Origin of the sequence: Spirosoma lacussanchae, from assembly GCF_005870035.1 — a bacterium.
Classification (GTDB): domain Bacteria; phylum Bacteroidota; class Bacteroidia; order Cytophagales; family Spirosomataceae; genus Spirosoma; species Spirosoma lacussanchae.
Genome location: NZ_SWJG01000009.1, coordinates 107071 through 130327 on the forward strand (window position 1 = coordinate 107071; position 23257 = coordinate 130327).

Annotated in this window: 19 protein-coding genes; 3 read left to right on the plus strand and 16 right to left on the minus strand. The window is 56.3% G+C overall.

The genetic code is table 11. The features are described from left to right. Positions 1-152: 152 nt before the first annotated feature. Together FBR45_RS22650 and FBR45_RS22655 are read right to left on the minus strand one after the other, a co-directional pair. Positions 153-1466, minus strand: a complete 1314-nt coding sequence (locus FBR45_RS22650) for a RagB/SusD family nutrient uptake outer membrane protein (protein ID WP_138506607.1) — start codon at positions 1464-1466, stop codon at positions 153-155. A gap of 66 nt (positions 1467-1532) precedes the next feature. Beyond that, positions 1533-4700 carry a SusC/RagA family TonB-linked outer membrane protein gene (locus FBR45_RS22655; protein WP_171044945.1) on the minus strand — a complete coding sequence of 1056 codons (3168 nt, stop codon included), beginning with the start codon at positions 4698-4700 and terminating at the stop codon, positions 1533-1535. A gap of 265 nt (positions 4701-4965) precedes the next feature. Between FBR45_RS22655 and FBR45_RS22660 the strand changes: the two genes are divergently transcribed. Beyond that, positions 4966-7200: a S9 family peptidase gene (locus tag FBR45_RS22660; protein WP_138506611.1), complete on the plus strand. Its 2235-nt coding sequence runs from the start codon at positions 4966-4968 to the stop codon at positions 7198-7200. Positions 7201-7259: 59 nt separating this feature from the next. Here FBR45_RS22660 and ruvA read toward each other — a convergent pair whose 3' ends face one another. From ruvA to FBR45_RS22685, 5 genes are all read right to left on the minus strand, one after another. Continuing rightward, positions 7260-7850 carry a Holliday junction branch migration protein RuvA gene (ruvA, locus tag FBR45_RS22665; protein WP_138506613.1) on the minus strand — a complete coding sequence of 197 codons (591 nt, stop codon included), beginning with the start codon at positions 7848-7850 and terminating at the stop codon, positions 7260-7262. Positions 7851-7956: 106 nt separating this feature from the next. After that, complete coding sequence (locus FBR45_RS22670) at positions 7957-9537, minus strand: lytic transglycosylase domain-containing protein (protein WP_138506615.1); 1581 nt, start codon at positions 9535-9537, stop codon at positions 7957-7959. 89 nt (positions 9538-9626) lie between these two features. Next, complete coding sequence (gatA, locus tag FBR45_RS22675) at positions 9627-11051, minus strand: Asp-tRNA(Asn)/Glu-tRNA(Gln) amidotransferase subunit GatA (RefSeq protein ID WP_138506617.1); 1425 nt, start codon at positions 11049-11051, stop codon at positions 9627-9629. Between the two features lie 119 nt (positions 11052-11170). Then, positions 11171-11380 carry a Sec-independent protein translocase subunit TatA/TatB gene (locus FBR45_RS22680; protein ID WP_077921744.1) on the minus strand — a complete coding sequence of 70 codons (210 nt, stop codon included), beginning with the start codon at positions 11378-11380 and terminating at the stop codon, positions 11171-11173. 179 nt (positions 11381-11559) lie between these two features. Then, positions 11560-12021 carry a YkvA family protein gene (locus FBR45_RS22685; RefSeq protein ID WP_138506619.1) on the minus strand — a complete coding sequence of 154 codons (462 nt, stop codon included), beginning with the start codon at positions 12019-12021 and terminating at the stop codon, positions 11560-11562. A 316-nt stretch (positions 12022-12337) separates the two neighbouring features. Here FBR45_RS22685 and mdh point away from each other — a divergent pair, with 316 nt between their 5' ends. Next, the gene (gene mdh / locus FBR45_RS22690) at positions 12338-13273 is read left to right on the plus strand and encodes a malate dehydrogenase (protein WP_138506621.1); all 936 of its coding nucleotides are present in this window, start codon (positions 12338-12340) and stop codon (positions 13271-13273) included. Positions 13274-13346: 73 nt separating this feature from the next. On the opposite strand, the gene FBR45_RS22695 is transcribed toward mdh, so the two are convergent. Both FBR45_RS22695 and FBR45_RS22700 read right to left on the minus strand, forming a co-directional pair. Then, the gene (locus FBR45_RS22695; protein ID WP_138506623.1) at positions 13347-14006 is read right to left on the minus strand and encodes a hypothetical protein; all 660 of its coding nucleotides are present in this window, start codon (positions 14004-14006) and stop codon (positions 13347-13349) included. Between the two features lie 321 nt (positions 14007-14327). Beyond that, positions 14328-16814, minus strand: a complete 2487-nt coding sequence (locus FBR45_RS22700; RefSeq protein WP_138506625.1) for a zinc-dependent metalloprotease — start codon at positions 16812-16814, stop codon at positions 14328-14330. A 219-nt stretch (positions 16815-17033) separates the two neighbouring features. Here FBR45_RS22700 and FBR45_RS22705 point away from each other — a divergent pair, with 219 nt between their 5' ends. Further along, positions 17034-18218 carry a S8 family peptidase gene (locus FBR45_RS22705; protein WP_138506627.1) on the plus strand — a complete coding sequence of 395 codons (1185 nt, stop codon included), beginning with the start codon at positions 17034-17036 and terminating at the stop codon, positions 18216-18218. An 80-nt stretch (positions 18219-18298) separates the two neighbouring features. Here the strand turns inward: FBR45_RS22705 and FBR45_RS22710 are convergent, their stop codons facing one another. The 7 genes from FBR45_RS22710 to FBR45_RS22740 all read right to left on the minus strand — a co-directional run bounded on the left by FBR45_RS22710 (position 18299) and on the right by FBR45_RS22740 (position 23202). Further along, complete coding sequence (locus FBR45_RS22710; protein WP_246082349.1) at positions 18299-18757, minus strand: hypothetical protein; 459 nt, start codon at positions 18755-18757, stop codon at positions 18299-18301. A gap of 157 nt (positions 18758-18914) precedes the next feature. Continuing rightward, positions 18915-19331: a hypothetical protein gene (locus tag FBR45_RS22715; protein WP_138506629.1), complete on the minus strand. Its 417-nt coding sequence runs from the start codon at positions 19329-19331 to the stop codon at positions 18915-18917. A gap of 102 nt (positions 19332-19433) precedes the next feature. Beyond that, positions 19434-19736: a DUF1330 domain-containing protein gene (locus tag FBR45_RS22720; protein WP_138506631.1), complete on the minus strand. Its 303-nt coding sequence runs from the start codon at positions 19734-19736 to the stop codon at positions 19434-19436. 145 nt (positions 19737-19881) lie between these two features. Next, positions 19882-20820: an ADP-ribosylglycohydrolase family protein gene (locus tag FBR45_RS22725; RefSeq protein WP_138506633.1), complete on the minus strand. Its 939-nt coding sequence runs from the start codon at positions 20818-20820 to the stop codon at positions 19882-19884. Between the two features lie 68 nt (positions 20821-20888). Beyond that, on the minus strand, positions 20889-21500 hold the full coding sequence (locus FBR45_RS22730; protein ID WP_138506635.1) for a DUF6624 domain-containing protein: 612 nt from the start codon (positions 21498-21500) through the stop codon (positions 20889-20891). 97 nt (positions 21501-21597) lie between these two features. Continuing rightward, positions 21598-21969 (minus strand): nuclear transport factor 2 family protein, encoded by a 372-nt coding sequence (locus tag FBR45_RS22735; RefSeq protein ID WP_138506637.1) that lies wholly within the window; start codon positions 21967-21969, stop codon positions 21598-21600. Positions 21970-22146: 177 nt separating this feature from the next. Further along, positions 22147-23202: an NHL repeat-containing protein gene (locus tag FBR45_RS22740; RefSeq protein WP_138506639.1), complete on the minus strand. Its 1056-nt coding sequence runs from the start codon at positions 23200-23202 to the stop codon at positions 22147-22149. Between the last annotated feature and the right edge of the window lie 55 nt (positions 23203-23257).

A 23257-nucleotide genomic window follows, 5' to 3' on the forward strand; every position in this document is an offset into this window, starting at 1 on the left:
TCGCCCGGGCCTGGCGTCGTCTGCTGATGCACTATAATGCTAATTAACTAAGCCATGATCGCTGAAAAGCAGTGATACATCACCAACCGACATAAAAAAACCGACGCATCCGTGCGTCGGTTTTTTTGTTTACCGCGTGGAGCGTGCCCGGCTTAGTTGGTCGGGTCGGCCGGGGTAGCGCTGTTGTTATCGCGCTCCGTAAACGGATAGGGCAGGAAATTGCGTGTCCGTTCGGCGCTGGCCTGCGGGGTTGTTTCGGGGCCGGGGCGGCTGAACCGGCGGCTATCTTCGAGCCGGAAGCCCTGAAAAGCCAGTTCGATCTGCCGGTTCCGGTAGATTTCGGTCAGTACGGCGGGGGCTGTCTGTGCACCACTGTAGGCTGGTAAACCTGCTCCAACACCCCAGGCGTCCTGAGCGGCCGTTTTGGTCAGTACCTTGTTCAATTCAGTTACGGCGTTGGCTACGTCGTTCTTACGCGCATAGGCCTCGGCCCGGATCAGCAGCATTTCGCCCGGCAGGTAAACGGGCACCGGCGCCGAATTGGCCGTATAAAAGCCGGTACCGAGGTTCTGCGTAGCGGTAGCGCCCGAGCGGGTGTAGAAAGCTATGCGCCGGTCGGCAGCATCGGGAGCCAGCGTTGCCGGCAGACCGAAGTTGGTATTGGTGGGCGCAAACACGTTAACGTTACTGAACGCCGTTTCGAACACCGGGTTGCGGGAGTTATCGTCGAAGGAAAACGAAGAGCGCGTAGCCAGGTTGACCCGACCCGCTGCCGCAATGGCCTTATCGTAATCACCCACAAACAGGGCATACCGGGCAATCAGGGCCTGGATCGTGTTGGTAATATCGATACCGGTTGGTACGCGACTCAGGAAAGCGGTCGAGGGGGGCGTGGTACCGATTTGCGTAGCGGCCGACTCCAGCGTGGAAATTGCATCGCGGAGCAGCTGCTCGCGGCTGACAAAGGCCGCGTTGGTACCCGTGGCCACCGGCGCCTGCTGGAAGAACTGAGCCATCGTACCGAGCGAAAGCGCCTTGAAGATCGACGCATACGCTACGACGCCCGACCGCAGACCGGCATCGGTAATAACCCGGTTGGCATTGGAAAGAACGATATCCGCAGTAGAGCGGGTCAGCTGCGCGCTGGTCCAGAGGTTCCGGACCACGGCGTTCGACCCCTGAACGCTGGCGAAGCCCTGCTCCAGAAACAACTCGTCGGTATTACCGGCGTTCAGCACCCGTAGCTCACGGGTGGCCAGGCCACTGGCGGCCACCGCGTTGTAGATAACGCCCGTTCGGCCGAAGGTGTACCGGTACTGGAGGCCGTTGACCAGCGTGACCAGCCCGTCGGGCGAGTTGACGACCTGCTGTTCGCTGGCTGCACTGGGGTTCAGATACTCCTGGTTGCAGGCGTTCTGGGTCAGCAGCAATGCCAGCAGGGAGATAAATAGACTATATTTTTTCATTGGTCGATGTCTTGTTTGGGTTCACCGTGCTCGGGTTAGCCGCAGCAGAACACGGGAAACGGGTTCCTAGAATGTGGCCGAGAGTTGAAGCTGATACGTACGCGGGATCGGGACGTTGCCGAAGTCGACACCCCGTACCAGGTCCGAGTTACCACCCGAGTTGGTTTCGGGATCGAAGCCGTTGTAGTTATCCCACGAGATCAGGTTGCGGCCAATCAGGGCAATATTGAAGTTGCTCATGCCCTTCACGAAGTTGGGCAGCCGGTAGTTCAGCGCCACCTCGCGCAGTTTCACGAACGACCCGTCATCGACCCGGAACTCACCAATTGGCCCGATGGCGAAGATATAACCGCGTTGCAGCGTACCGTTCATTTCCTGTTCGGCCAGTGTGCCGATACCTACGTTCTCGCGGGTCCGCTTGTCGGCGTTGAACACCTGGTTGCCCTGTACGGCATCGAGCAGGAAGCGGAACGACAGGTTCTTGTAGGTCAGGTTCGACGCAAACGAGCCCGTCCATTTTGGGTTGGGGTCGCCGATGATTGTCCGGACAAAAGTCCCGGCAGGCTGACCATTGACCCGGTTTTCGGGCCGGATTTCGTAGGAGTTGCCTACCTGGGTGCCGCGCTCCCGCTGCGGGAATCCCTGCGACGTCAGCAGCAGCGACCCGTCGGGGTTGCGGGCGTAGGGGAATTCATAGAAAACACTGGCGGCTTCGCCTTCGAGCAGGAAGACCGGCGCGCCCGATACCGTGGCAATCTCAATACGCGGGCTGCCCAGGCTCAGGATCTTGTTGCGGTTGCGGTTGAAGATGAACGTAGCTTCCCACGAGAGGTTTTTGGTTTTTACCGGCGTTACGTCGAGCATCAGTTCGATACCCCGGTTTTCCATCGTTCCTACGTTGTTGACAATGCCCGTACCACCCGTCGACGGCGCCAGCGTTCGGTTTACCACCAGGTCTTTGATCTGCTGGTTATAGCCCGTAGCGCTCAGGTTGATGCGATTGTTCAGGAACGACAGGTCGGCACCAAACTCAAGTTCGGCCATCCGCTCTGGACGTACGGCAGGGTTGGCCAGCGTAGACGATGGAATAATGGTGTTGCGACCCAGAAACGGAATCGGCTGGAACTGCCAGAAGCGGCTGTACGATCCGATGCCCGAGAGGTTACCCGACTCGCCGTAACTGGCCCGCAGCTTCAGGTCGTTCCAGACAGTATTCAGACCCGACTCTTTCCAGAAATCCAGATCCGATAGCACCAGCGAGCCGCTCAGCTTGGGATAAAGCTGGTTGGTCTCGGAGGGCGAAAACTTGGACGAGGCATCGCGCCGGATCGCTGCCGTCAGGAAGGCGAGGTTGCGATAGGCGAAGGTAGCTTGCCCAAAATAGCCGCTCAGGTTGAAGCGATCGAGGCCGTAGCCCAGCTGAAAGGTAGTGCTGGAGGCCCCGCTTACCGTTTCGATAAATGGCGCCAGATTCTGCCCTTCGTTCCGGCTGAAATCGGCCTGGCTAAACTGATAGTTGTAGCCGGCAATGAGGTTCATTTTCAGGTCGTTGGTCAGGTTGCGCTCGTAACCTACCGTAACGTCGGAGTTGAGGAGCAGGGCCTGGTTGACGGCCGTGGCGGCAAATCCGTTCGGATAGCGTTCCAGGGGTAGACCCGCTACGGACTGATAGGGGTAAGGCCGGATGTAGTTCTTGCCAAACTGGCCGTAGGTGTCTACGCCCAGCACCCAGTCAACGCTGAGCCCCTTCAGCGGGGTCAGGTTCAGTTGCAGGTCGCTGATGGTACGGTTGACCGATTGGGTAAAGCGCATGTCTTCGATCGTCGACAGGGGGTTCACCCGGGTTGGCTCTACGGCCTGAAGGTTGCCCGCTGCGTCGCGTTGGGTAATGTCCCAGATGTTGTTTGTGATATTGACCGAGTTGATGGGGCTGTAGAATACGTTGCCGTTGGCCTTTTCGTTCGAGAAGCTGTTGGAGTAGCTCAGGCCAGCCGACAGCTTGGCCCAGCTGGCCAGGCGCTGATCGAGCCGGGCGCGGAAGTTGTACCGGGTGAAGTCGGTTCCTTTGATGATCCCTTCGTTCTTCAGGTAACCGAACGAAACGAAATAGTTCGTATTGTCGGTGCCACCCGAAACCGACAGTGAGTTGTCGGTGCCGTAGCCCGTCCGGAAAATCTGATCGAAATAATTGTAGCGGGTCACATCGACGAGGTTGGTAGCCAGTGCCGTGGTGGCGCCGTCGCGGACTACGTTGATGGTCGTAACGCCGGGGTTGGCCGCAATCTGAGCCGCCGAGATACCGCCAATGGGGTGGAGCCGCAGTCCCGCAAAGCCAAACTGTTTGTTCAGCGTGCCGAGCGGAACGCTCTTGCGCAACTCGTTCACGTTGAAGCTGGTTGTGAAGGAGACGCGGGGCGCGCCCGTCTGGCCGCGTTTGGTCGTGATGAGTACCACGCCGTTGGCGGCCCGTGAACCGTACTGGGCAGCCGCAGCCGCGCCGTTGACTACGTTGATGGTGGCAATGTCGTTGGGGTTGAGGTCGGCCAGGCGGTTCTGAGCCGCGTTGGCGTTGCCGATCTGGCTGCCCGTTGCCAGCTGCGATACGTTGTCGCTGGCGTTGCTGACAATAACCCCGTCAATGACGTAGAGCGGGTCCGACGAGCCCGACAGCGACTTGACTCCCCGCAGGCGAATGCTGATCCCCCCCGCCGGATCGCCGGAGTTCTGGGTAATCTGAGCCCCCGGTACTTTACCCTGGAGCGCATTGATGAAGCCACCCGTACCGGCCTGGGTCAGTTCCTGGCCTTTCAGGGTGGTGATGGCATTACCAAACTGGCGCCGGGGACCCGACAGCGTAGCGGCTGCTACCACCACTTCGTCCAGGGTTTGGTTTTCTTCGGCCAGGGTGACGTCGGTTGTAACGGTCTCCTGGTTTCCGAGCGTAACGGGCCGGTCGGCCGCACTGTAGCCGATGGACGAGAATGTCAGGGAATACGAGCCGGGGGCCATGGTGATGCCCAGCGTGTAGGTGCCGTCGGCTACGGAGGTTGTGCCGAACGAGGTACCCCGAACCAGTACCGTTACGCCGGGAATGCCCGAACCCGCAGCGTCCGTTACGCGGCCTCTGAGTGTATATCGGTTGCCCTGGGCCATAACAGTACCGCAGAGCAAAAGGGTGAAGCCAACCAGCCACAACAGGCAGATGGGTCGGCCACCAGGTAAGTACCTATTCATCATAAATGATAACTATTGGTAGGTGAAGTAAAGAAATCCAGTTTTTGGAAGCGGAAATATACGTACAAAATTACCACGTACTAATACTTAATTGCGCTATTATGATGGTTGCACACGTATAAGTAAGAGTGACTGTATAGCAGTATGACTGGTTAGCCCAGTAGACGTATCTGTGAAGTAGTGCAGCCTTATTGGCACCAGTACGAAGGCTGTGTACGACACTTCATTTTTTGGTAGCTTTGTTACTCTCTAAGCATGCTTCTTTATGACAAACAGCCGTTTCTTTATCGGCCTTTTGAGCGTTTGCCTGTTTACCCAGCAGACCAACGCGCAATCTTCTGCGGGTTCTCCGGCCAAACAGACGTATCCGGCGCTTCAGCAGGCTTTATACTCGGGTGGTCAGCTCAGCGGCTCGTCGGGGCCGCGGTCGGTGAACTGGATAGAAGGGGGCAGTCGATTTTCGTACACCAGTGGTGCCAGTACGATCAAGGTCGTTTCGCCCAAAGACCAGACCGAAACGGTCGTCTTCGATGCTGGCCAGCTGAAATTTCCCGGCACCGACAAACCGTTTGCTTACGGGTCGTTTCAATGGTCGAAAGATGCCAGAAATATTTTGTTTCAGACCAATTTCCGACCCGTATACCGGCGTTCGGGCATCTCCGACTACTACGTGTATTCGCTGACCGACAAGAGCCTGAAACTGGTGGCCAAAGATGCTCAAACTGCTGAACTGGCTCCGGACGGCAGCCGGATCGGGTACGAGCGCGGGGGTAACCTGTTCGTATTTGATTTTGCCACCCAGCAGGAAACCCAGCTGACCAGCGATGCCAAACCCGCTTTCTACAATGGCCGCTTCGGCTGGGCTTACGAAGAAGAATTTGGCCTGGCTCAGGCCTGGGAATGGTCGCCCGATAGCAAGATGATCGCGTTCTGGCAGTCGGACGAACGGCAGGTCCCGATCTACAAAATGACCGATTACAAGGGTTTCGACGAAACCTACGACTCGCTGCCCTACCCGCGCGCTGGCGACAAGAACCCCACGGTCCGGATCGGTACCGTCGATGTGGTCTCCAAAGCCAAAGCCTGGATGAATGTGGCCCTGGGCGATGGGTACATTCCGCGGATCTACTGGACGTCGCAGCCCGGCCAGCTGGCCCTGATGCACCTGAACCGGAAGCAGAACCACATGCGCCTGTTCATGGCCAACGCCCGTACCGGCGACGCGCGCCAGATTATGGAAGAAACGTCTACAACCTGGGTCGACATCTTCGACTTCTTTGCGGGTATCAATCATTTGCTTTACTTCCCGGCCGGGGCGAAGGAGTTTTACTGGGTATCGGATCGGGGCGGGTTTGCGCACCTGTACCGCTACGACTACACGGGCAAGCTGCTGAACCAGGTCACGAAAGGGCCGTGGGAGGTCACCTACGTGCACCACATCGACCCCAAAACCCGCAAGGTCTTTTATACCGCCACCGAAGCCGCTCCCACTGAACGACAGCTGTACGCGATCGATATTGACGGGAAAAACAAGCAGCGGCTGACAACGGTAGCGGGCCGGCATACGGTTAACTTCTCACCCAACGGGCAGTACTTCATCGATCGCTACTCCAACGTGCAGACACCCACCCAGGTCGAACTGCGCGACGTGAACGGCAAACTGATTAAAGCGCTGGAGACCAATGCGAAAGTGACGGAGTACGTAGCCTCGCACGTCTACGCGCCTAAAGAGCTGGCCAGTTTCACCACCTCAGACGGGCAGCGGCTGGATATCTCGATCATCAAACCGATCAACTTCAACCCGAATCAGAAATACCCGCTGGTGCTCGATATTTACGGCGGACCGGGTGCTCAGTCGGTCTACAACGAATGGTCAAATACAGGCTGGCACCAGTGGCTGGCCCAGACGGGCTATGTCGTGGTAAGCGTCAACAATCGGGGGAGCGGTGGCTACGGGCGTGATTTTGAGAAAATCGTTTACGAGAAGCTGGGCAAATACGAGAGCCAGGATTTTGTTGAAACGGCCCGTTACATGGCCACGCTGCCTTACGTAGATGGCACCCGACTGGCGATCCGGGGCCACAGCTACGGCGGGTTCATGAGCAGCTACACCATGCTGACGCACCCCGGGGTGTTCAAAGTGGCGCTGGTCGGGGCGCCTGTAACAGACTGGCGGCTCTACGACAGCATTTACACCGAGCGGTATATGGGGCTGCTGCCGGAGAACGAAGAGAAATATAAAGTCAGTGCCGTAACGACTTATGCCAAAAATCTGGCTGGTAAGATGTTCATTGCGCACTCGACTATGGATGAGAACGTACATGTTCGTAACACCTTCCAGCTGATGAACGCCCTCGAGGATGCCGGTAAAGATGCCGATCTTCGTATCTACCCGCCGGGCGCGCATGGCGTGTCATACAACTCGGCCAGCTACCTGTTGCTGTACCAGCAGTATACAAGCTATCTGGAGGCTAATCTGCGGGGCGGAGCGGTGAATTAACTAAACAGGTAACAGACATAAAAAAAGGATCGCTATCAACGATCCTTTTTTTATGTCTGTTACCGCAACGCGCGCCGGATCACTTCTTCGACGGTCAGGTCAGGATCGGCCTTGAGCGCATCGTCCACACTCTTCTCGGCCGTAGGCTTGGGAAAACCCAAAGCTACCAGGGCGGCCAGCGACTCTTCCCGAACCGGATTGGCGGCTGGCTGTTGCCGGTATGAAGGACCATCGGGAACAACGCCCGCCCGTTTCATCTTGTCGCGCAGCTCCAGAATAATGCGCTGCGCGGTTTTGGCGCCGATTCCTTTGATGGCCTGGACGGCCCGAACGTTTTCGCCCAGAATGGCTAGCCGAAGATCGGATGGCTGCATGGCCGAGAGCATCCCCAGCGCCGTATTAGGCCCAACCCCCGATACCGCAATCAGGTCGAGAAACAGCGACTTCTCGTCGGCCGAGGCAAACCCATACAAGGCCTGCAGGTCTTCGCGGAAGAGGTGGTGAATGAACAGTTTGACCCGATCACCCCCGCCCGGCAGCGTAGCGTAGGTTTGCAGTGAGATATGTACGGCATAGCCAACACCGTGTACATCGATAATGGCGCTGGTTGGTTCTTTATAGGAGAGCAGCCCGTCTAGATAAGCAATCATTCCGGTTGAAATAGCTTGTTTTTGAGGTATTTGTAACTAGTAAAGATACGAAAAACCCGCGGCTTTTACCAGGTAAGCCGCGGGTTAGATTCGGTATGGAGAGGGCTTAGCCAACGATCAGTTTCTGGCCGGGCCGCAGCGCATTGCTCCGCATGTTGTTCATCTTCTTAAGCCGGTCGATGGTTAGCCCATCGTATCGCTGAACGATATTCCAGAGGGTGTCGCCATTCTGAACGCGGTGGTAGCGAGGCTTGTAGTGTTTGGTTTTGGCGGTGGCTTCGGCTTTCCGGCGGGCCTTTTCGGTACCCTGGTCGGCCAGGCGTTCGGCGCGGGTTTCGGCCACTTCTTTCAGGATGACCAGCCGCTGACCCCGCTGCAGCGTTGATGAACGCAGGTGGTTCCAGCGTTTGAGGTCATATACCTCCACATGGTGCCGATTGGCGATACTGATGAGGTTGTCACCCCGCTGTACGGTATAGGTCTGTTTCTTGGGTTTGCGCAGAACGACCGTTTCCAGATCTTCGTCCGACTCATTGACGGGCTCGGCATCGGTCAGCTGGGCGGCTACTTTAGCTACTTTGGCCTCGTCCAGCTCATCGCCCAACCGCATGCCGGCCAGGGGATTACCTCCCAGGCTGGCCCAGTTCGTCATGGAGTCGGTACCGTACTGAATCGCTTCAGCATGCGCCAGCAGCACGTGCGGCATGGCTACCGGGAGCCGGCTGGCCGAATCCATGATAGCCCGGCGACGGCTCGAAAAATAGGCGAATTGCTCGCGAGGCACCCGTAGCGGATACCGTTGGGTGTACTCGGGCAGCATGGTTGTCGTAACCGCCGGATTCAGCTTCTGGAGATTAGCCAGTGGGATGTTGCTGTGTTTGGCGAAGCTCTCGAGGTTGAAATAACCCGAAATCTGGATGGTGTCGTTCGGAATAGGGTATTCGAAATTCTCGCCGAAGATGCCGTGATCATTGGCGTAATGCATCAGGTACGTGATGGCGATAAACTGCGGTACGTAGGCGCGGGTCTCTTTGGGCAGGTGGTTGTAGATGGTCCAGAACGAATCGCCCCCCGACCGGCGCATAGCCCGTTTTACCGTACCGGGGCCGCTGTTGTAGGCTGCCAGGGCCATATGCCAGTCACCAAAGATGTTATACAGATCGCGGAGGTACTTACAGGCGGCTTCGGTGGCTTTGACGGGGTCCATCCGCTCGTCTATGTAATCGTCCTGATACAGGCGCATGTCGCGGCCGGTGCCGGGCATGAACTGCCAGAGGCCACCGGCACCCGCATGAGAAACAGCCCGGGGGTTCAGAGCCGACTCGACGATCGACAGAAATTTGAGTTCATCGGGCAGGTCATACTGCGCCAGCATTTTTTCGTAAAGCGGAAAGAAGAGGGGCATCCGTTCGAGCATGGTACGGGTGTAGCTCGGTTTGCGGAATACGAAATAGTCGACGTAGCTCTGTACGACCGAATGGTAGGGTAGCGGAATCGTTTTCTGTAACTGCGCCAGCCGTTGCATCAGCAAACTGTCGCGTACGGTTGGCACTACCGCAATAGTGTCTTTTTTGGGACTCAGTGAGTCAGCCTGAAACGTAGTGGTAGCCTGGGCCGATAAACTTGTCAATCCCAGCGCCACACTCAGTACTCCCACCATCAACAAGCTACGGTTCAATAGCGTCATGCGTTAATCAGGTTAGGTTAATTCATATTTACCAGCGCGGGCCTGTCGGCACCGCCTACCAAAAAAATAGCTACAAAAATGATGCAGTACTAAACTCCGCTATACAAACGTCTTGCCAGGGCTACCAGCGCTCCTTCCTGAAAGGGGGGAGCCATCAGTTGCAGACCGATCGGTAAACCCGCCGGGTCGGTTCCATTCGGGATCGAGAGGGCCGGATACCCTACCACATTGGCCTGAACTGTAAAGATATCAGCCAGATACATCTGCAGCGAGTCTTCCGTCTTTTCTCCCAGCTTAAAGGCTGTTGTGGGTGTGGTGGGCGACAGCAGGAAATCATACTCAGCAAACACGCGCTCGGTCTCTTCGCGGATCAGGCGTCGTACCTGCTGGGCTTTGGTATAATAGGCGTCGTAATAACTGGCGCTCAGGGCAAACGTGCCGAGCAGAATTCGCCGGCGTACTTCGGCACCGAAGCCCGCCGTTCGACTTTTTTTGTACAACGACAAAAGGTCCGTTACTGATGTATCGCGGAATCCATATCGTACGCCGTCGAAGCGGGACAGGTTCGACGATGCTTCGGCGGTGGTCAGGATATAATAGGTAGGCAGGAGCGAGTTGAGCAGCGAAAGCTCGACCGGCTCGACCGTGTGGCCCGCCCCGCGCAGCGCATCGATCGTTTGCCGGGTCGCTTCCCGGATGCTGGCATCAACGCCAGTGCTCTCAATTCCGTCGCGAAGATAGGCAATCCGGAGGGGGCGCTCCGGGAGCTGCGCGCTGGCATAGGCCGATACGGGCTGGCTCGATACGGTACTATCAAATTCATCGGCGCCGGCCATCACCTCCAGCAGCAGCGCAGCATCGTCGGGGTTGTTGGCTATGGGGCCAATACAATCGAACGAAGACGCATAGGCAATCAGGCCCCAGCGGCTGACACGACCGTATGTTGGCTTAAGACCGACTACCCCGCAGAACGCAGCGGGCTGGCGTACCGAACCGCCGGTGTCGGAGCCAATGCTGGCCAGGCATAAACCGGCCTGTACGGCTACCGCTGACCCGCCACTACTCCCGCCCGGCACCCGCTCGGGATCGGCGGCATTGCGTACCGGACCGAAGGCGGAGTTCTCGTTAGAAGACCCCATGGCAAACTCGTCGCAGTTCTGCCGACCGATAATAATGGCATCTTCGCGGAGGAGCCGCTCTACGGCGGTGGCGGTGAACTGGGCCGTAAACCCATCCAGAATCCGGCTGCCAGCCCGAACGCCGTGGCCGGCATAGCAGAGAACATCTTTGAGGCCAATGACCATACCGGCCAGTCGACCGGCGGTGCCGCTGGCTAGTTTCTGATCAACGGCATCGGCTTGCTGACGGGCTTCGTCGGCGTATACGTCGGTAAATACGTTAAGGTGCTGATGGCTGGCAATGCGGGTAAGATAGTGCTCAACCAGTTGGCGGCAGGTGACGGCCCCGGTTTTAAGATCAGCCTGAACGGAGGTAAAGCTACGGTATACGGTCACAGGAAGGCACGTTTGTCAGTCTGGAGCGCAGGCGGGCTCCGGGCTGATAAATTAAAAGCAGACAACTGAGCGGCTCCGGCAGTGGGGCGGCTCAGTTGTCTGCTTCTGAACGGAAAACTTTATTTCGTTGGATCTGATTCTTTCAGACCGTCTTCGATATTCTCACGGACGTCTTTGGTAGCGTCCTTGAACTCGCGAATGCCTTTGCCAAGACCCCGTGCCAGTTCGGGAATTTTTTTCGCGCCGAACAACAGGAGCAACGCCAGGAAAATGAAGACCATCTCCTGACCGCCCAAACCCATAAATGCCAATACGTTTGCGGAAATCATGATTACTGGGATTTGAATGTATGCAAAAATAGAAAACTCTAGTGGACTATCGATTAAAACCTGGTGAAACTTACGCAGAAACAGAGCGATTAGTTTGTTTCCCGGTTCGTAATTGGGGGCAGAAGCCACCGCCGAAACCAGGTCGGACCGGCTGACTTCTGCCTGACTAAACGCCGTAATTACCCAATTCTAATCGTTTCGGGCCGACGAGGGGCCTCGTCCTGCGGAGTATTGGCCGTCATTTCCCACTGCCTGAACTTGTCAATATCGTCTTTCATACCGCTGAACAGCCAGAGCATTAACGCAATATCATCGGTCAGTCCCACAATCGGCAGAAAGTCGGGCAGGATATCGATCGGCGATACGAAATAGATCAGCACCGCAATCACCCGGATCAGCGTTTTCCAGGGCAGTTGCCGGTATTCGCCCGACGCATAGGCTTTGAGCAGGCGGGTAACAATACCCAGCTGTTCGCGAAAAGTCGCGATATTTTTGCCCGACAGACCGCCACTTTTGTTCAGGGCGTCGCGGATCAGCTGGTACAGACTGCGGGTATTGCGGGCGTAGCGGACCGCACCGAGGTTCGCCCGCTTGAAAAAGATAGAACTTAGGATTCGGGTTATGAGACTTTTGTTTGCCATTGGTAAATAGTTGTCAAAAGATCGACTGAACGCTAACGACGCCATTCAGTCTGAGCGTATAACAATATTTTTACCAGAATTGTCCATAATTCGACTGAAAGGCCGCGGCTGTGGACGATAGACCGGATGAACGGTGCTGATCATACGAGAGTGGGTGCGGGAAAAATGATCACCCATCACGCCGTCCGTCACCGCAGGCGATTCCCAGCCCGTTCCCTGGTCCCCAGCCTAAACTTGTGGGTTATTTTGTTGGTTTGTGCGGGGCCGCAACTGTACTTTTGCGCCCTGTTGTTAACCCTTTAATTCCGAATACGCTATGAAAGTGACCGTAGTAGGAGCAGGAGCCGTTGGGGCTACCTGTGCCGACAACATTGCCCGCCGGGAACTCGCGCAGGAAGTGGTGCTCCTGGATATCAAAGAAGGCATCAGCGAAGGTAAATCGCTCGATATGCTTCAGGCATCGACCTTGCTCGACTGCGACGTAAAAATCACCGGATCGACCAATGATTACGCCAAAACGGCAGGTTCAGATGTGGTCGTTATTACCTCGGGCTTACCCCGCAAGCCGGGTATGACCCGCGAAGACCTGATTGGCATCAACGCTGGCATTGTCAAAGGGGTTACCGAGAATATTCTGAAGCACTCGCCCGATGCGATCTTCATCATCATATCAAATCCGATGGATACGATGACGTATCTGGCGCTGAAATCGTCGGGACTGCCCAAGAACCGGGTCATCGGCCTGGGCGGAGCACTGGACTCGGCTCGTTTTAAAACCTACCTGTCGCTGGCGCTCAACTGCTCGCCCAACGACCTGCAGGCTAGCGTAATTGGTGGTCACGGCGACACGACCATGATCCCGCTGACCCGCCTGGCTACCAAAGCAGGAGTGCCGGTCAGTCAGTTCCTGGACGATGAGACACTGAAGAAAGTAGCCGCCGATACCATGGTAGGGGGCGCTACCCTGACCGGTCTGATTGGTACCTCGGCCTGGTACGCACCGGGTGCGGCCGGCGCCTATATGGTCGAAGCCATCGTACGCGACCAGAAGCGCGTAATTCCATCCTGCGTGTTGCTGGAAGGTGAATACGGCCAGTCGGATATCTGCCTGGGTGTACCGGTAGTGCTGGGCCGCAATGGCTGGGAAGAGATTATCGATTACAAACTGAACGACGACGAGCAGGCGGCTTTCAACAAATCGGCCGATGCCGTTCGGAGCATGAACAACGTGCTGAGCACACTGGAAATCTAACCGATTGATAGCTGGATTTCGCCAAAAAAGCCGCCTGGTAGCTACCAGGCGGCTTTTTTGACGAAAGAACTTTCTAGTCGCGATAGTCTTTGTCGTAGGGTAGCTGGCGCGAGGCTTTCCGCATAATCGTGGTGATGATCGAATTAGTATCGCTTCCTAGTCCGCGCGACAATGTTTTGTCATATTTCCAGAGTAATTCCCCGGTTTTGCCATCGTTGATGCTGATGGTCGTTTTGCCCGTATTCGTAGCCCCGCCGAACCCGACGGTCAGTGCCAGCGCCACCGCAGCGCCGTTCGACATCGGCTGGTTGCTTTCAAACGTTCCTGAAATGATGCCGTCTACGTTTAGTATCTTGGCCAGTTCTTCGGGTGTGAAGCCGGCCATATTTTCGTACGTGATAGCGTTTCGTTCCAGCAGCGCGTTGGTCCGGGCGGGGTCCTGAACGTCAACTACCAGATCCCGGCTTTCTTTGCGTTTAAGGAAGTAAGAATGAACGGCACTCTGCACGCCCAGCCCCTCGCGTTTTTCGAGAGCGGCTACCCCGGCGGGACCACCATTTTTTTCTACCTCTTTCGGACGAAGGCTCAGTGTCGTTTTAAAGGGCAGTATGGCCAGTACTTTATGCTCTTTGGCCAGCGTCCTGAAATTGGCGTTCGTATAAATTTCGCGGGTTTGGGAATAGGCAAGGGAACCTGATAGCAGGCAAAGGACAAGTACGGATAATGACTTCATAGAAACGAAACAGCTTTTAAGTTTAGGTTGCTAAACTGCATAAAAAGAGCATTTCTGCCCAAATCCGTTTCGTATACGGTAGTTTTATCATATAAATAGTTGATACATAGAATTCCGGGTCTGTACACGAAAGCATCGGCGTAGGCGGGCTGATGGGCAATGGTCTTGCCAAGCAGCAGAGAGGTAACAGGTACAAACAAAACCGCACGGCTTGGTTACAAGCCGTGCGGTTAGCTGAATTTCGCTTCTGTTTCAGAAGCACCTGGCTATATCCTATTACTAATTAGCGGTGCACAGAGGCTTCCGTAAACGCCCGAACGGTCAGGGCTGCCAGTCGCAGTCGGGTAACCACTCCTGACCGGGGTCGATGGGGGCTCCGTCGGGTGGGGCCTGGGCCGCTACGCTGACCACCCGGTCGGGCGAGTTGCGATACTGCTCAATCAGCCAGCGGTGGTAGTCATACCGGTAGGGCGATGTAGCTTTACTACCCGCATACAGGGTGTTAAGCCGCATGAGGGCTTCATGGACGGTGGCCCGTACACTGCCATCGGCTTCTTTGCTGGTGGCCAGCTTGATCAGCTGGTCCAGGTAAAGCCGCTCGGTCTGGCGGGCAATCTCGCCTTTGTACCCATCCTGATTAATGAACGGCGATTTGACGATGGCATCGCGGAGTTTGTCGAGAACATCGCTCAGGCCGGGTAGTGCCGGACTCAGGGCTTTCTGACGAATCAGCCGGGCGCAGCGCTCGGGGTTGAGCAGCATCCGTAAGGTCATGCCAGCGGCCGTTTCGGGTGGGCTGAGGGCATCGAAGGCGAGTCCCGTACGGCGTTTGAATACTTCCCGCATGTTGGGATCGTAGCGGAACGGGCGGGGCGGAATCATGGCCAGTATGGTCGACGGAACGGCCAGGGTAGCCGGGTCGAGGGTAGTGATGAGCGCGTTGAGGGCCCGGTTCTGCTCGGCGGCTGGCACTACAGACAACACCGCCTGGCCATCTCCCCGTAGGGCATTGGTATAGGTCTGCCCGCCGACGACCTTAGCCACCGATTCTACCTGATACCGATGGAAGAGGTACATCGGTACCAGCACCTCTTCGAGGGTGGCCATGGGCATACCCGCCGGAATCTTCTTATCGGTAAAGTTACTGAGCGCAGCCTGGCGAACGCCCATGACCCGCTGGAGTTCATCGACCGCGTTGGTGCCGTTGTCCCACAGGTGCGTGGCGGGGTGTACCGACCCCTCGGGACGCGCATCCTGATCGGTCAGAAACGACAGGCCGGTTGCCTGCATATCCTGTACCAGTTTGTTCAGCGCCTGTTTTTCGCTGGTGCCGGCCGCAAACTGCTCATAGCCATAGCGGATGCTCCATTTGTCGTAACTGCCAATTCCTTTGGCATAGGCATCGGAGAGGTCAATTTTAGCGCCTTTCAGCTTCGCTACCATAGTGGGGTAGTCCATCACCGAGGCCCGGCCAAACTCGCCACCGCCCTGCGTACTGGCTATGTAGTTGTGGGGCAGGCCAAGCGTATGGCCCACTTCGTGGGCGGCCAGCTGCCGGAGCCTATCGAGCGACATCTGCATGAGTTCAGTCACGTGCGAGCTGTCGGTATCGAACTGACCAACCAGGCCTTGTGCAATGAGGTAATCCTGGCGTACGCGCAGCGAACCAAGGGTTACTTTACCTTTCAGAATCTCGCCGGTGCGGGGGTCGATGATGCTGGCGCCGTAGCTCCAGCCACGCGTAGAGCGGTGGACCCACTGGATGAGGTTATAGCGAATATCCATCGGGTCGGCATCGGGCGGCAACAGCTTAACCTGGAAGGCGTTGCGGAAACCGGCCGCTTCGAAGGCCTGATTCCACCAGGCCGTGCCTTCCATGAGGGCCGACCGGATGGGTTCCGGCGCACCGGGATCCATGTAATACACGATGGGTTTAACCGCTTCGCTGACCGCGGCCGATGGGTCTTTCTTGATCAGCCGGTGCCGCGAGATGTACCGCTTGGTAATGGGCTGGCTGACGGGCGTGGCGTAGTCGAAGAACTCGATGCCGCCGTAGCCGATGCGGGGATCGAACAAACGGGGTTGGTACGCATCCGGACCGCTCAGCGGGGGCAGCTCTACAAACGAATGGTGCTGGTGCATGGTAACGGTCGAAGGGGTTGGCACCACCTCCCGCAGGTACTCGCCGGGCGAATCGCCGGTGAGGGTAATGATCGTTTCAAATTCGGTATTCTGCGGGAAGGCTTTGCTGCGGGGCATGTACAAGGCACTGCGCGTGGCGTCGAGCCGGTAGGTGCCCTGCCGGGTGCGGGCAATGGCCTGAGCCGCTCCTACGGCATCCTGCATCAGAAACGGCGTCAGATCGACGAGGACTCTCCCGTTCTCTTCGGCCGTGATGTCGAAACCGGCGTGAACCGATTTGGCAAACGATTCTTCTACCGCCCGGCGTTCGAGGGGGTCGTTGCTGATGGCGCGGTAGGCATAGTTGGGTTCGATCATCAGGACCTTGTTGCCACTGCGCTGAAATTTGACCACGTGTTCCTGGCCAAGCCGCCCGCGGTCCAGGCCGATGTCGTTGGAACCGATGCCCTGAGCCAGGGTAGGGTAGTAAAGCAGTTCGGTATCGAACTTGTCGATTTCGAGCCAGACCTTGCCTTTTTTGGCATCCCAGTAAAAGGTCAGGAAGCCGGGGTTGCGCTCCATACCGGCGGTAGCGGCCGCAATGCTGTTGGGTGGGTTAGCGGGCTGCGCCCGTACTGAACAACCGGCCGTTGCCAGACCGATCAAAAGCAGTAGTTTGTTCTTCATGCGTCTGTAGATTGTATTGCCCGCTCAAGATAAGCGATTTGCGACGGATTTCGCACGAAGCAGGCGCTGTTAACGCCCAATCCCATTACTGGTGCTCCGGTAGGTACTGATATGAGATTACGGACTGATAGACACTAACTTTAATGCCCGATCAATCAATTTATGGCTCATCCGGGGGCTGTTCTGCGTAACTATCTGGTCAGCTAACCCGACTGCCCCATGAACGAAGAACACATCATCCTCCGCGCTCCCTCCGTATCTACCCGCGACATTTTTTCGGGCCGCCCGAGCACCCGAACCCCGTTCGAAACCCTGGAATCAGCCGCTGCCGGACTCACCGTTGAGGTGCAGAACATCGACCGGCGCGACCTGGTCGACCTTACCCGCAGCCCTGACGTGGTAGCGGTAGCGGCCAATATTCCCATGAAGCTGATCAAACCGTTCGAGGTACAGGAGGTGCTGCAGCCAACGGCCACGTCGGTCGCCTGGGGCGTACAGGCTGTAGGCGCTGACACGTCGCCATTTACGGGCAATGGCATCGTTGTGGCGGTGCTGGATACGGGTATCGATGCTACCCACCCGGCGTTTGCGGGCGTAACCCTGGTGCAACAGGACTTTACCGGTGAAGGCGACGGCGACCAGGACGGCCACGGCACCCACTGCGCCGGAACGATCTTTGGCCGGGCGGTAAATGGTACCCGTATCGGCGTGGCTCCGGGTGTGCAAAAGGCGCTCATTGGCAAAGTAATCGGCAACGAGGGCGGCAGCAGCGCGGGCATCATCAACGCCATGCAGTGGGCTCTTCAGAACGGCGCCAACGTGATGTCTATGTCGCTGGGGATCGACTTTCCCGGTTTGGTTGGTCAGCTCATCGATCAGGGTATGCCGGCCGAACTGGCTACCTCGCAGGCACTGGAAGGCTACCGGGCCAACGTACAGCTGTTCGAGAAAATGGCCCAGCTCGTTCGGGCTAGCAGCGGCTTTTTCCAGACGACCCTGCTGGTGGCAGCCGCCGGTAACGAAAGCCAGCGCCCCCGGTTCGAGATTGCCGTCAGCCCGCCTGCCGTATCGGATGGGTTTATCTCGGTGGCGGCTCTGGGGCAGAACGGATCGACGTTTTCGGTAGCGCCTTTCTCCAATACCGGAGCCATTGTGTCGGGGCCGGGCGTAGCTGTTACGTCGGCCAAAGCCGGGGGTGGACTCGTCAACATGAGCGGTACCAGCATGGCTACGCCACACGTAGCGGGGGTTGCGGCTCTGTGGGCTGAGCAGCTGAAAACCAATGGCATGTTAACCCCCAATTCGCTAACCGCGCGGCTGGTAGCGTCAGGTGTTACAACCAACCTGGCGGTCGGTTTCGATCCGTTCGATATTGGTACCGGTATGGTCCGCGCTCCGCAGTAACCGGCCAGATAAACTTTCGTTGTAAACCTCCGTTGTAAACGGTCTGCCCGCACCAGAATCAGGCAGATCGTTATTGAGGCTTAGTTGCCGACCCGTTTGTATTTTTCGATAATGACGTGGTCAATGCCGAGCTTCTCAATTTTTTCTATTCCTTTCTGAATCAGCGTATCGCCAACGATGCGGACGGTGAATTTGAAGGCGTTATTTTCCCACTTTTTATCCGAGAAATACGCCAGGTTTTCGGTGTAGGTGCTGTCGGTGAGGGTATACGTACCGCCACCGGCCGTAAAGGCGTGGGACGAATCGGCCGGGACATTGACGGCATGATTCAGGAACGCAAAATGGGTTGCGTTGAGAATCTTGATCATTTTGTGGGTCGGATCGAAGGTAGAAAACGAGCTGTCTTTCTCGATCGTGGTGGCCGAAACCAGCTCCCAGGTGCCTGCGAGGGGTATATCGGCTTGTTTTGTCTGACAGCTGTAGAGCGCCATACCGGTTAGTAGTGTCAGGGCAGCCCGGTCCATTCGGAAGTTCGGCATAGTGAATAGGTCCATTGTGTAGCGCCAACCGGCGCCTGGTAGTGACTGGCGGGCAAGTTAGACTAAACCGGCGTGCCAAGCTTCTTCATTTACCTGAATGATTGAGTTAAGCGGGTCGTACTGACTGATCAGCGGTCGTTTGGATCGACGGGCTGATTCATAGATTAAGTTTACCGAAGCTGTTCGCATACGTTTTGCCCGGGATGGGGTGGGTGAATTTTAGCGCCGACCAGACCGGGTCCAGGCTGAGTGATTTACTCTCAACAAGCCCATAGGTGTAGCCGATCTCGATCACCTTCGGCAGGGTGAGGTCTGTTCCCAGTTGCCGCCCTTTGGGCCACGATACCCAAAGCATGCCGCCAACGTTCAGGTGCTCTTTTAAAGCGGCAAACTGAGCGTGCATCTGCTGCTGACTTGTTATAAACAGAAAGATGTAATCAAACAAACCGTCGGGTGTCGACGAAACATCCAGGAGTGGGAGTTCGAGGCCGCTTATGGTTTCGGCGGGTGCGTCGATGAACAGAGCCCGTCCGCCGGGTCTGATGCCCATTTTGGCCGCAATGGATTTGGTCATGCTTTCGGTCGTTGGTTGTTGCTGACTACAACTACCGGGCTGATAAAACCGTTTTCGCCAACCCGAAAATCGACTGCTTCTGTCCGGGCCGAAATCTCAACCTCATAATTTTACCCCCTTGATCAGGACCGACGTCCTGACCGATTGTTCTTTCAGGTGCAGAAACTGTTTGCGGCTCTCGTCCTGCATGAAGGCGGTGAAGTCAGATTCGTTGTCAAACTCGACCAGGTGTATTTCGTAGGGTTTGTCAATCTGTGACTCGATATAGACGTCATCGGTAGGACGAATGCGGGCCAGCAGCCGACCATTGTAGGTGGCGATGAGTGGAATAGCTACCGCTTCGAACGCATGAAAGACGTCTTCCTGTCCTTCGTTGATGTAGATAAGCTGGGTGAAATAGATCATGGCGGCAAATGGTAAGTCAGGCCTTTGTCCCCAAAAGGTCTAAGGGGTTGTGATTATTGTCAACTATACACCAACCAAAAGTACTACTATTAATTTACCAGCTTAATCAAGACTAAGGTAACGGGGCGGACGCCCAGCGGTCGGTTTATGGGTAGCGCTTGGCCAATAGTTCGGCCAGATCGATAATATCCATATGCCGGGCCAGGCCGTCTATCCAATGGATTGGTATGGCCTCATAGCCGTAATAAATGCCCGCCAGGCCGCCCGCCACACAGGCAGTTGTATCGGTGTCCTCGCCGAGGTTAACCGCCATCAGCACCGATTGGCTGTAGGTAGACGAGCGCAGGAAGCACCACAGGCTGCTTTCCAGCGTATCGATCACATAACCCGAACTGCGAATCCGGGATACATCAAGGGCGGACAGGTCTGCCTTCAGGATGCGGTCGAACAGGCTGACCTCATATTTGTCGATTAGCTGTTCGGTCAGAAACGAAGTAATCTGCTGTTGGGTCTGGGCATACGCAGCCTGTTTCGGCTGCCCGTTCAGTAGGGCTATGGCGAACTCGACATAGATGAAGCAGGCCAGTACAGACCGCACGTGGGCGTGGGTAATGCCGGAAACCTGGCGAACCGTTTCGTAGCGGGCAGCCCTATCTGGTTCTGTGCGGAGCGAAATAGCCAGGGGCAGTATGCGCATCAGTGCCCCATTTCCATTGCTGTGTTCTGAACGGCCGCCCGAATCGAGTGGCGACACACCCAGCATCAGTTGCTGAATGGCCATGTGGGTGGCGTTTCCGATATCGAAAACCTGACCCCGGGCGCTCCAGTGGCCCTCCTGTAGCCAGCGCGAAAACAGACTGGCTATATCATCGAGGCTGAGGCCCCGGCAGAGGCTTTCGGCCGTACAGAGCAACATCGAACTGTCGTCGGAGAACGTACCCGGCGGCTGGTTCCAGGTGCCGTACCCTATATAATCGGTGACGGGCTGCTGGGCCAGGTACTCCCGTGATTTGAATTCGACAGGTACGCCAAGCGCATCGGCAACCGCTGCTCCCATCAATGCCCCTTTTACCCGGTTCTTCATCTATTTCTAGTTGGATTGAACGTATGTGCTACCGCACGCTTCTCATTGTTTTTTTCTAGTCTAGCTCATCAGCTGGTAAGCCACCCGACTCTCCTGCGCCAGGCATCATACTCAGCCTGCTTCGATTGCCTTTCGCTGGCTGTGAGCTGGGTTGTCTGCTCAGCGTTCAGCTGGGCGGTTAGTTCGACCAGGCGCTCCTGGACGGTGTTTAACCCCAGCGACTGGCGACGCTGATTGACCCGGTCGATAGAATCGTCGAGCCGATGGGGCACCAGCTGGCCCTGTTCGTCATCTACAAACTGAGTGCCATACGACTGGGGCCGATTCTCGTACAGGGCAATCCGGTCCGACAGGAAAGCCATACTGACGGGATCGATGGTTCTCGTCTTTTGCTGCTCGCTCATGAGAGCCAGCGCACTTTTCATAAACGAAGGTAAGCTGATGGCGTGCTGAACAATTAACCAGGCCGCCTGGCTGGCTTCTTCGCCTACCTGTTCCTGAGCGGGCCAGCCAATCTGGCTGATTATGTCCTGAAGCCAATGGGCATTATCGAGATGCACCGCTTCCATCTCGGGATTGTAGCCATGGAAAAGCTTACCCTCTGTAATCAGTCGCTGTCTGACGCGGAGGTCATGCCCGCGTCGTTCGATCAGCTCGCGGGCCAGATCAGGATACAACATGTCATCGAAATTTAACAGGACGACGTAGCTGGCCTGTATTTAATTGCGTTTGTACAGTCTGGCGTCGGATGGCCAGGCGCCAAAAAACAGGAGGTTTTCACCGCCTGGCCACATTGTCAGGGTCGATGTTGATAACGAACGCCCGTAATTCGGCAAGTTTGCCGTCCCGAAAACGCCATACGTCGCTGTAGGCGTAGTGAGTGGGGTTTCCGTTTTCGTTCTTCATGGTTACGCTGCCAACCGCTACAAGAAAGTCGCCTTCCGCCAGTAAATCTTCGACCGTGACAAGGGGTGGTTCGGTATAGTTCGTTGCCATCCACTGGCGCACGGCTTCTTTTCCTTTCAGGACGGTGTCGCCGACAAATGTCCATTCTGTGTCGTCGGTGCAGAGCGCCAGAAAGCCTTCATAGTTGCCCTCGGCAATAGCTGCGTTGCCCTTCAGTAACAGGGCTTTGTTGTTCTCGGTCATGGTACAGCCTGTCTTGTCACAGATACAGCCGTTTTGTGCCTGCCAAATGAGTTCGTTTGCGCCATCGATGCAGGATCGGCCGACTCTTTACCCTACAACACACCCGTGTTTGGCTTGTTAGGCAAATTCCGACAAAAAATAGATGAGCGTACCCCGGCCTTCTGTTCCCCGAGGTCGTTACTTTATGAACGTAGCCACCATTCCTCCGGGCGATAAGGTGCGGATGCAGTCGTTGCCTCCATCGATAATGTACAGGGTGCCGCTGCTGTTGTAAGCAAGGGCTACGCCCAGGGGGAAATTAAAGAGTGCCTGTAGAGCAGGCCCGTCTTTGTAGCCTTCCGTAGCGCGGCCCCCCATATTGACGCCCCGCTGGATGACACTGTTGCCGGCTACCGTACTGACTTTGTTATCGGCAACTTTGATGAGTCGATGCAGCCGTACGTCCGCGAAAATCAGGTCGCCTTTTGCCGAAAAAACGATCGGTCCGGGGGTGAACAGTTCGGCCGTACGTACATCGCCCGGCGTATAAACCGGGTTAAACTCCCGCTTTCCGCACAAACCCGCTACAACCGTCACGGTGGCAGTACTTCCGCTCGTCAACGTTATCTTTTTAATGCATCGATCGTCTAAATCACTGACGAACAGGTTTCCCGACGCATCGACCGACAAGCCCTCTATGCGTTTCAACGCTATTCTTTCGCGGGTAACGGCATCGTTCAGCGTCGTTACAGTGCCTTTGGTATCAATTCGCCTGATGACGTACCGGCGGTAGCTCAGGTTTGCTTTTTCGCTTTCTTCGTCGGCATCCAGCACGTACAGATTTCCGGCGCGGTCGATGGCAATATGATCCAGGCTTCTAAAATTGGCCGTGGCCAGTGGCCCGTCAATCACCCCGTACGTATAGGGCTGACCACCAAACCGGGTAATTTTGCCGTCCGGCGTGATTTTGCGGATAAGGTTATCCCGACTGGCGATGACGTACAGATTATCCTGCGTGTCGATAGCCATATAGTCGATCCTGACCGTGAGGTTCTTAATAAAGTTTTTCCAGCCGTCCAGCACCACGGTAGCCTTGCCATCCGGCGAAACTTTAACCAGTTTATCCCGGACGCCCACAAGCACGTTATTTTTACTGTCGACCACCAGACAACGGCTCCCCGAAAAAGAGATTTTGTCCTGGGCAGTGGTCAGTGACGAAAGACTAACCAATAGGCAGAGTAACGTATAGTTCATGTGGTAGTTAGATCCGTCAGTTTATCAGCATCCCGTCAGTCCTGCCTGTGGCCAT

Excerpts from the sequence above, each read along its gene's own strand:
- FBR45_RS22695 (WP_138506623.1), bottom strand. The coding sequence starts at position 14,006 with ATGAAGTCATTATCCGTACTTGTCCTTTGCCTGCTATCAGGTTCCCTT.
- ruvA (WP_138506613.1), bottom strand. The coding sequence starts at position 7,850 with ATGATTGCTTATCTAGACGGGCTGCTCTCCTATAAAGAACCAACCAGC.
- mdh (WP_138506621.1), top strand. The coding sequence starts at position 12,338 with ATGAAAGTGACCGTAGTAGGAGCAGGAGCCGTTGGGGCTACCTGTGCC.
- FBR45_RS22720 (WP_138506631.1), bottom strand. The coding sequence starts at position 19,736 with ATGATCTATTTCACCCAGCTTATCTACATCAACGAAGGACAGGAAGAC.
- FBR45_RS22735 (WP_138506637.1), bottom strand. The coding sequence starts at position 21,969 with ATGACCGAGAACAACAAAGCCCTGTTACTGAAGGGCAACGCAGCTATT.
- FBR45_RS22700 (WP_138506625.1), bottom strand. The coding sequence starts at position 16,814 with ATGAAGAACAAACTACTGCTTTTGATCGGTCTGGCAACGGCCGGTTGT.
- FBR45_RS22715 (WP_138506629.1), bottom strand. The coding sequence starts at position 19,331 with ATGACCAAATCCATTGCGGCCAAAATGGGCATCAGACCCGGCGGACGG.
- FBR45_RS22740 (WP_138506639.1), bottom strand. The coding sequence starts at position 23,202 with ATGAACTATACGTTACTCTGCCTATTGGTTAGTCTTTCGTCACTGACC.
- FBR45_RS22655 (WP_171044945.1), bottom strand. The coding sequence starts at position 4,700 with ATGAATAGGTACTTACCTGGTGGCCGACCCATCTGCCTGTTGTGGCTG.
- FBR45_RS22685 (WP_138506619.1), bottom strand. The coding sequence starts at position 12,021 with ATGGCAAACAAAAGTCTCATAACCCGAATCCTAAGTTCTATCTTTTTC.
- FBR45_RS22725 (WP_138506633.1), bottom strand. The coding sequence starts at position 20,820 with ATGAAGAACCGGGTAAAAGGGGCATTGATGGGAGCAGCGGTTGCCGAT.
- FBR45_RS22680 (WP_077921744.1), bottom strand. The coding sequence starts at position 11,380 with ATGATTTCCGCAAACGTATTGGCATTTATGGGTTTGGGCGGTCAGGAG.
- FBR45_RS22710 (WP_246082349.1), bottom strand. The coding sequence starts at position 18,757 with ATGCCGAACTTCCGAATGGACCGGGCTGCCCTGACACTACTAACCGGT.
- FBR45_RS22705 (WP_138506627.1), top strand. The coding sequence starts at position 17,034 with ATGAACGAAGAACACATCATCCTCCGCGCTCCCTCCGTATCTACCCGC.
- FBR45_RS22730 (WP_138506635.1), bottom strand. The coding sequence starts at position 21,500 with ATGTTGTATCCTGATCTGGCCCGCGAGCTGATCGAACGACGCGGGCAT.
- FBR45_RS22670 (WP_138506615.1), bottom strand. The coding sequence starts at position 9,537 with ATGACGCTATTGAACCGTAGCTTGTTGATGGTGGGAGTACTGAGTGTG.
- FBR45_RS22650 (WP_138506607.1), bottom strand. The coding sequence starts at position 1,466 with ATGAAAAAATATAGTCTATTTATCTCCCTGCTGGCATTGCTGCTGACC.
- FBR45_RS22660 (WP_138506611.1), top strand. The coding sequence starts at position 4,966 with ATGACAAACAGCCGTTTCTTTATCGGCCTTTTGAGCGTTTGCCTGTTT.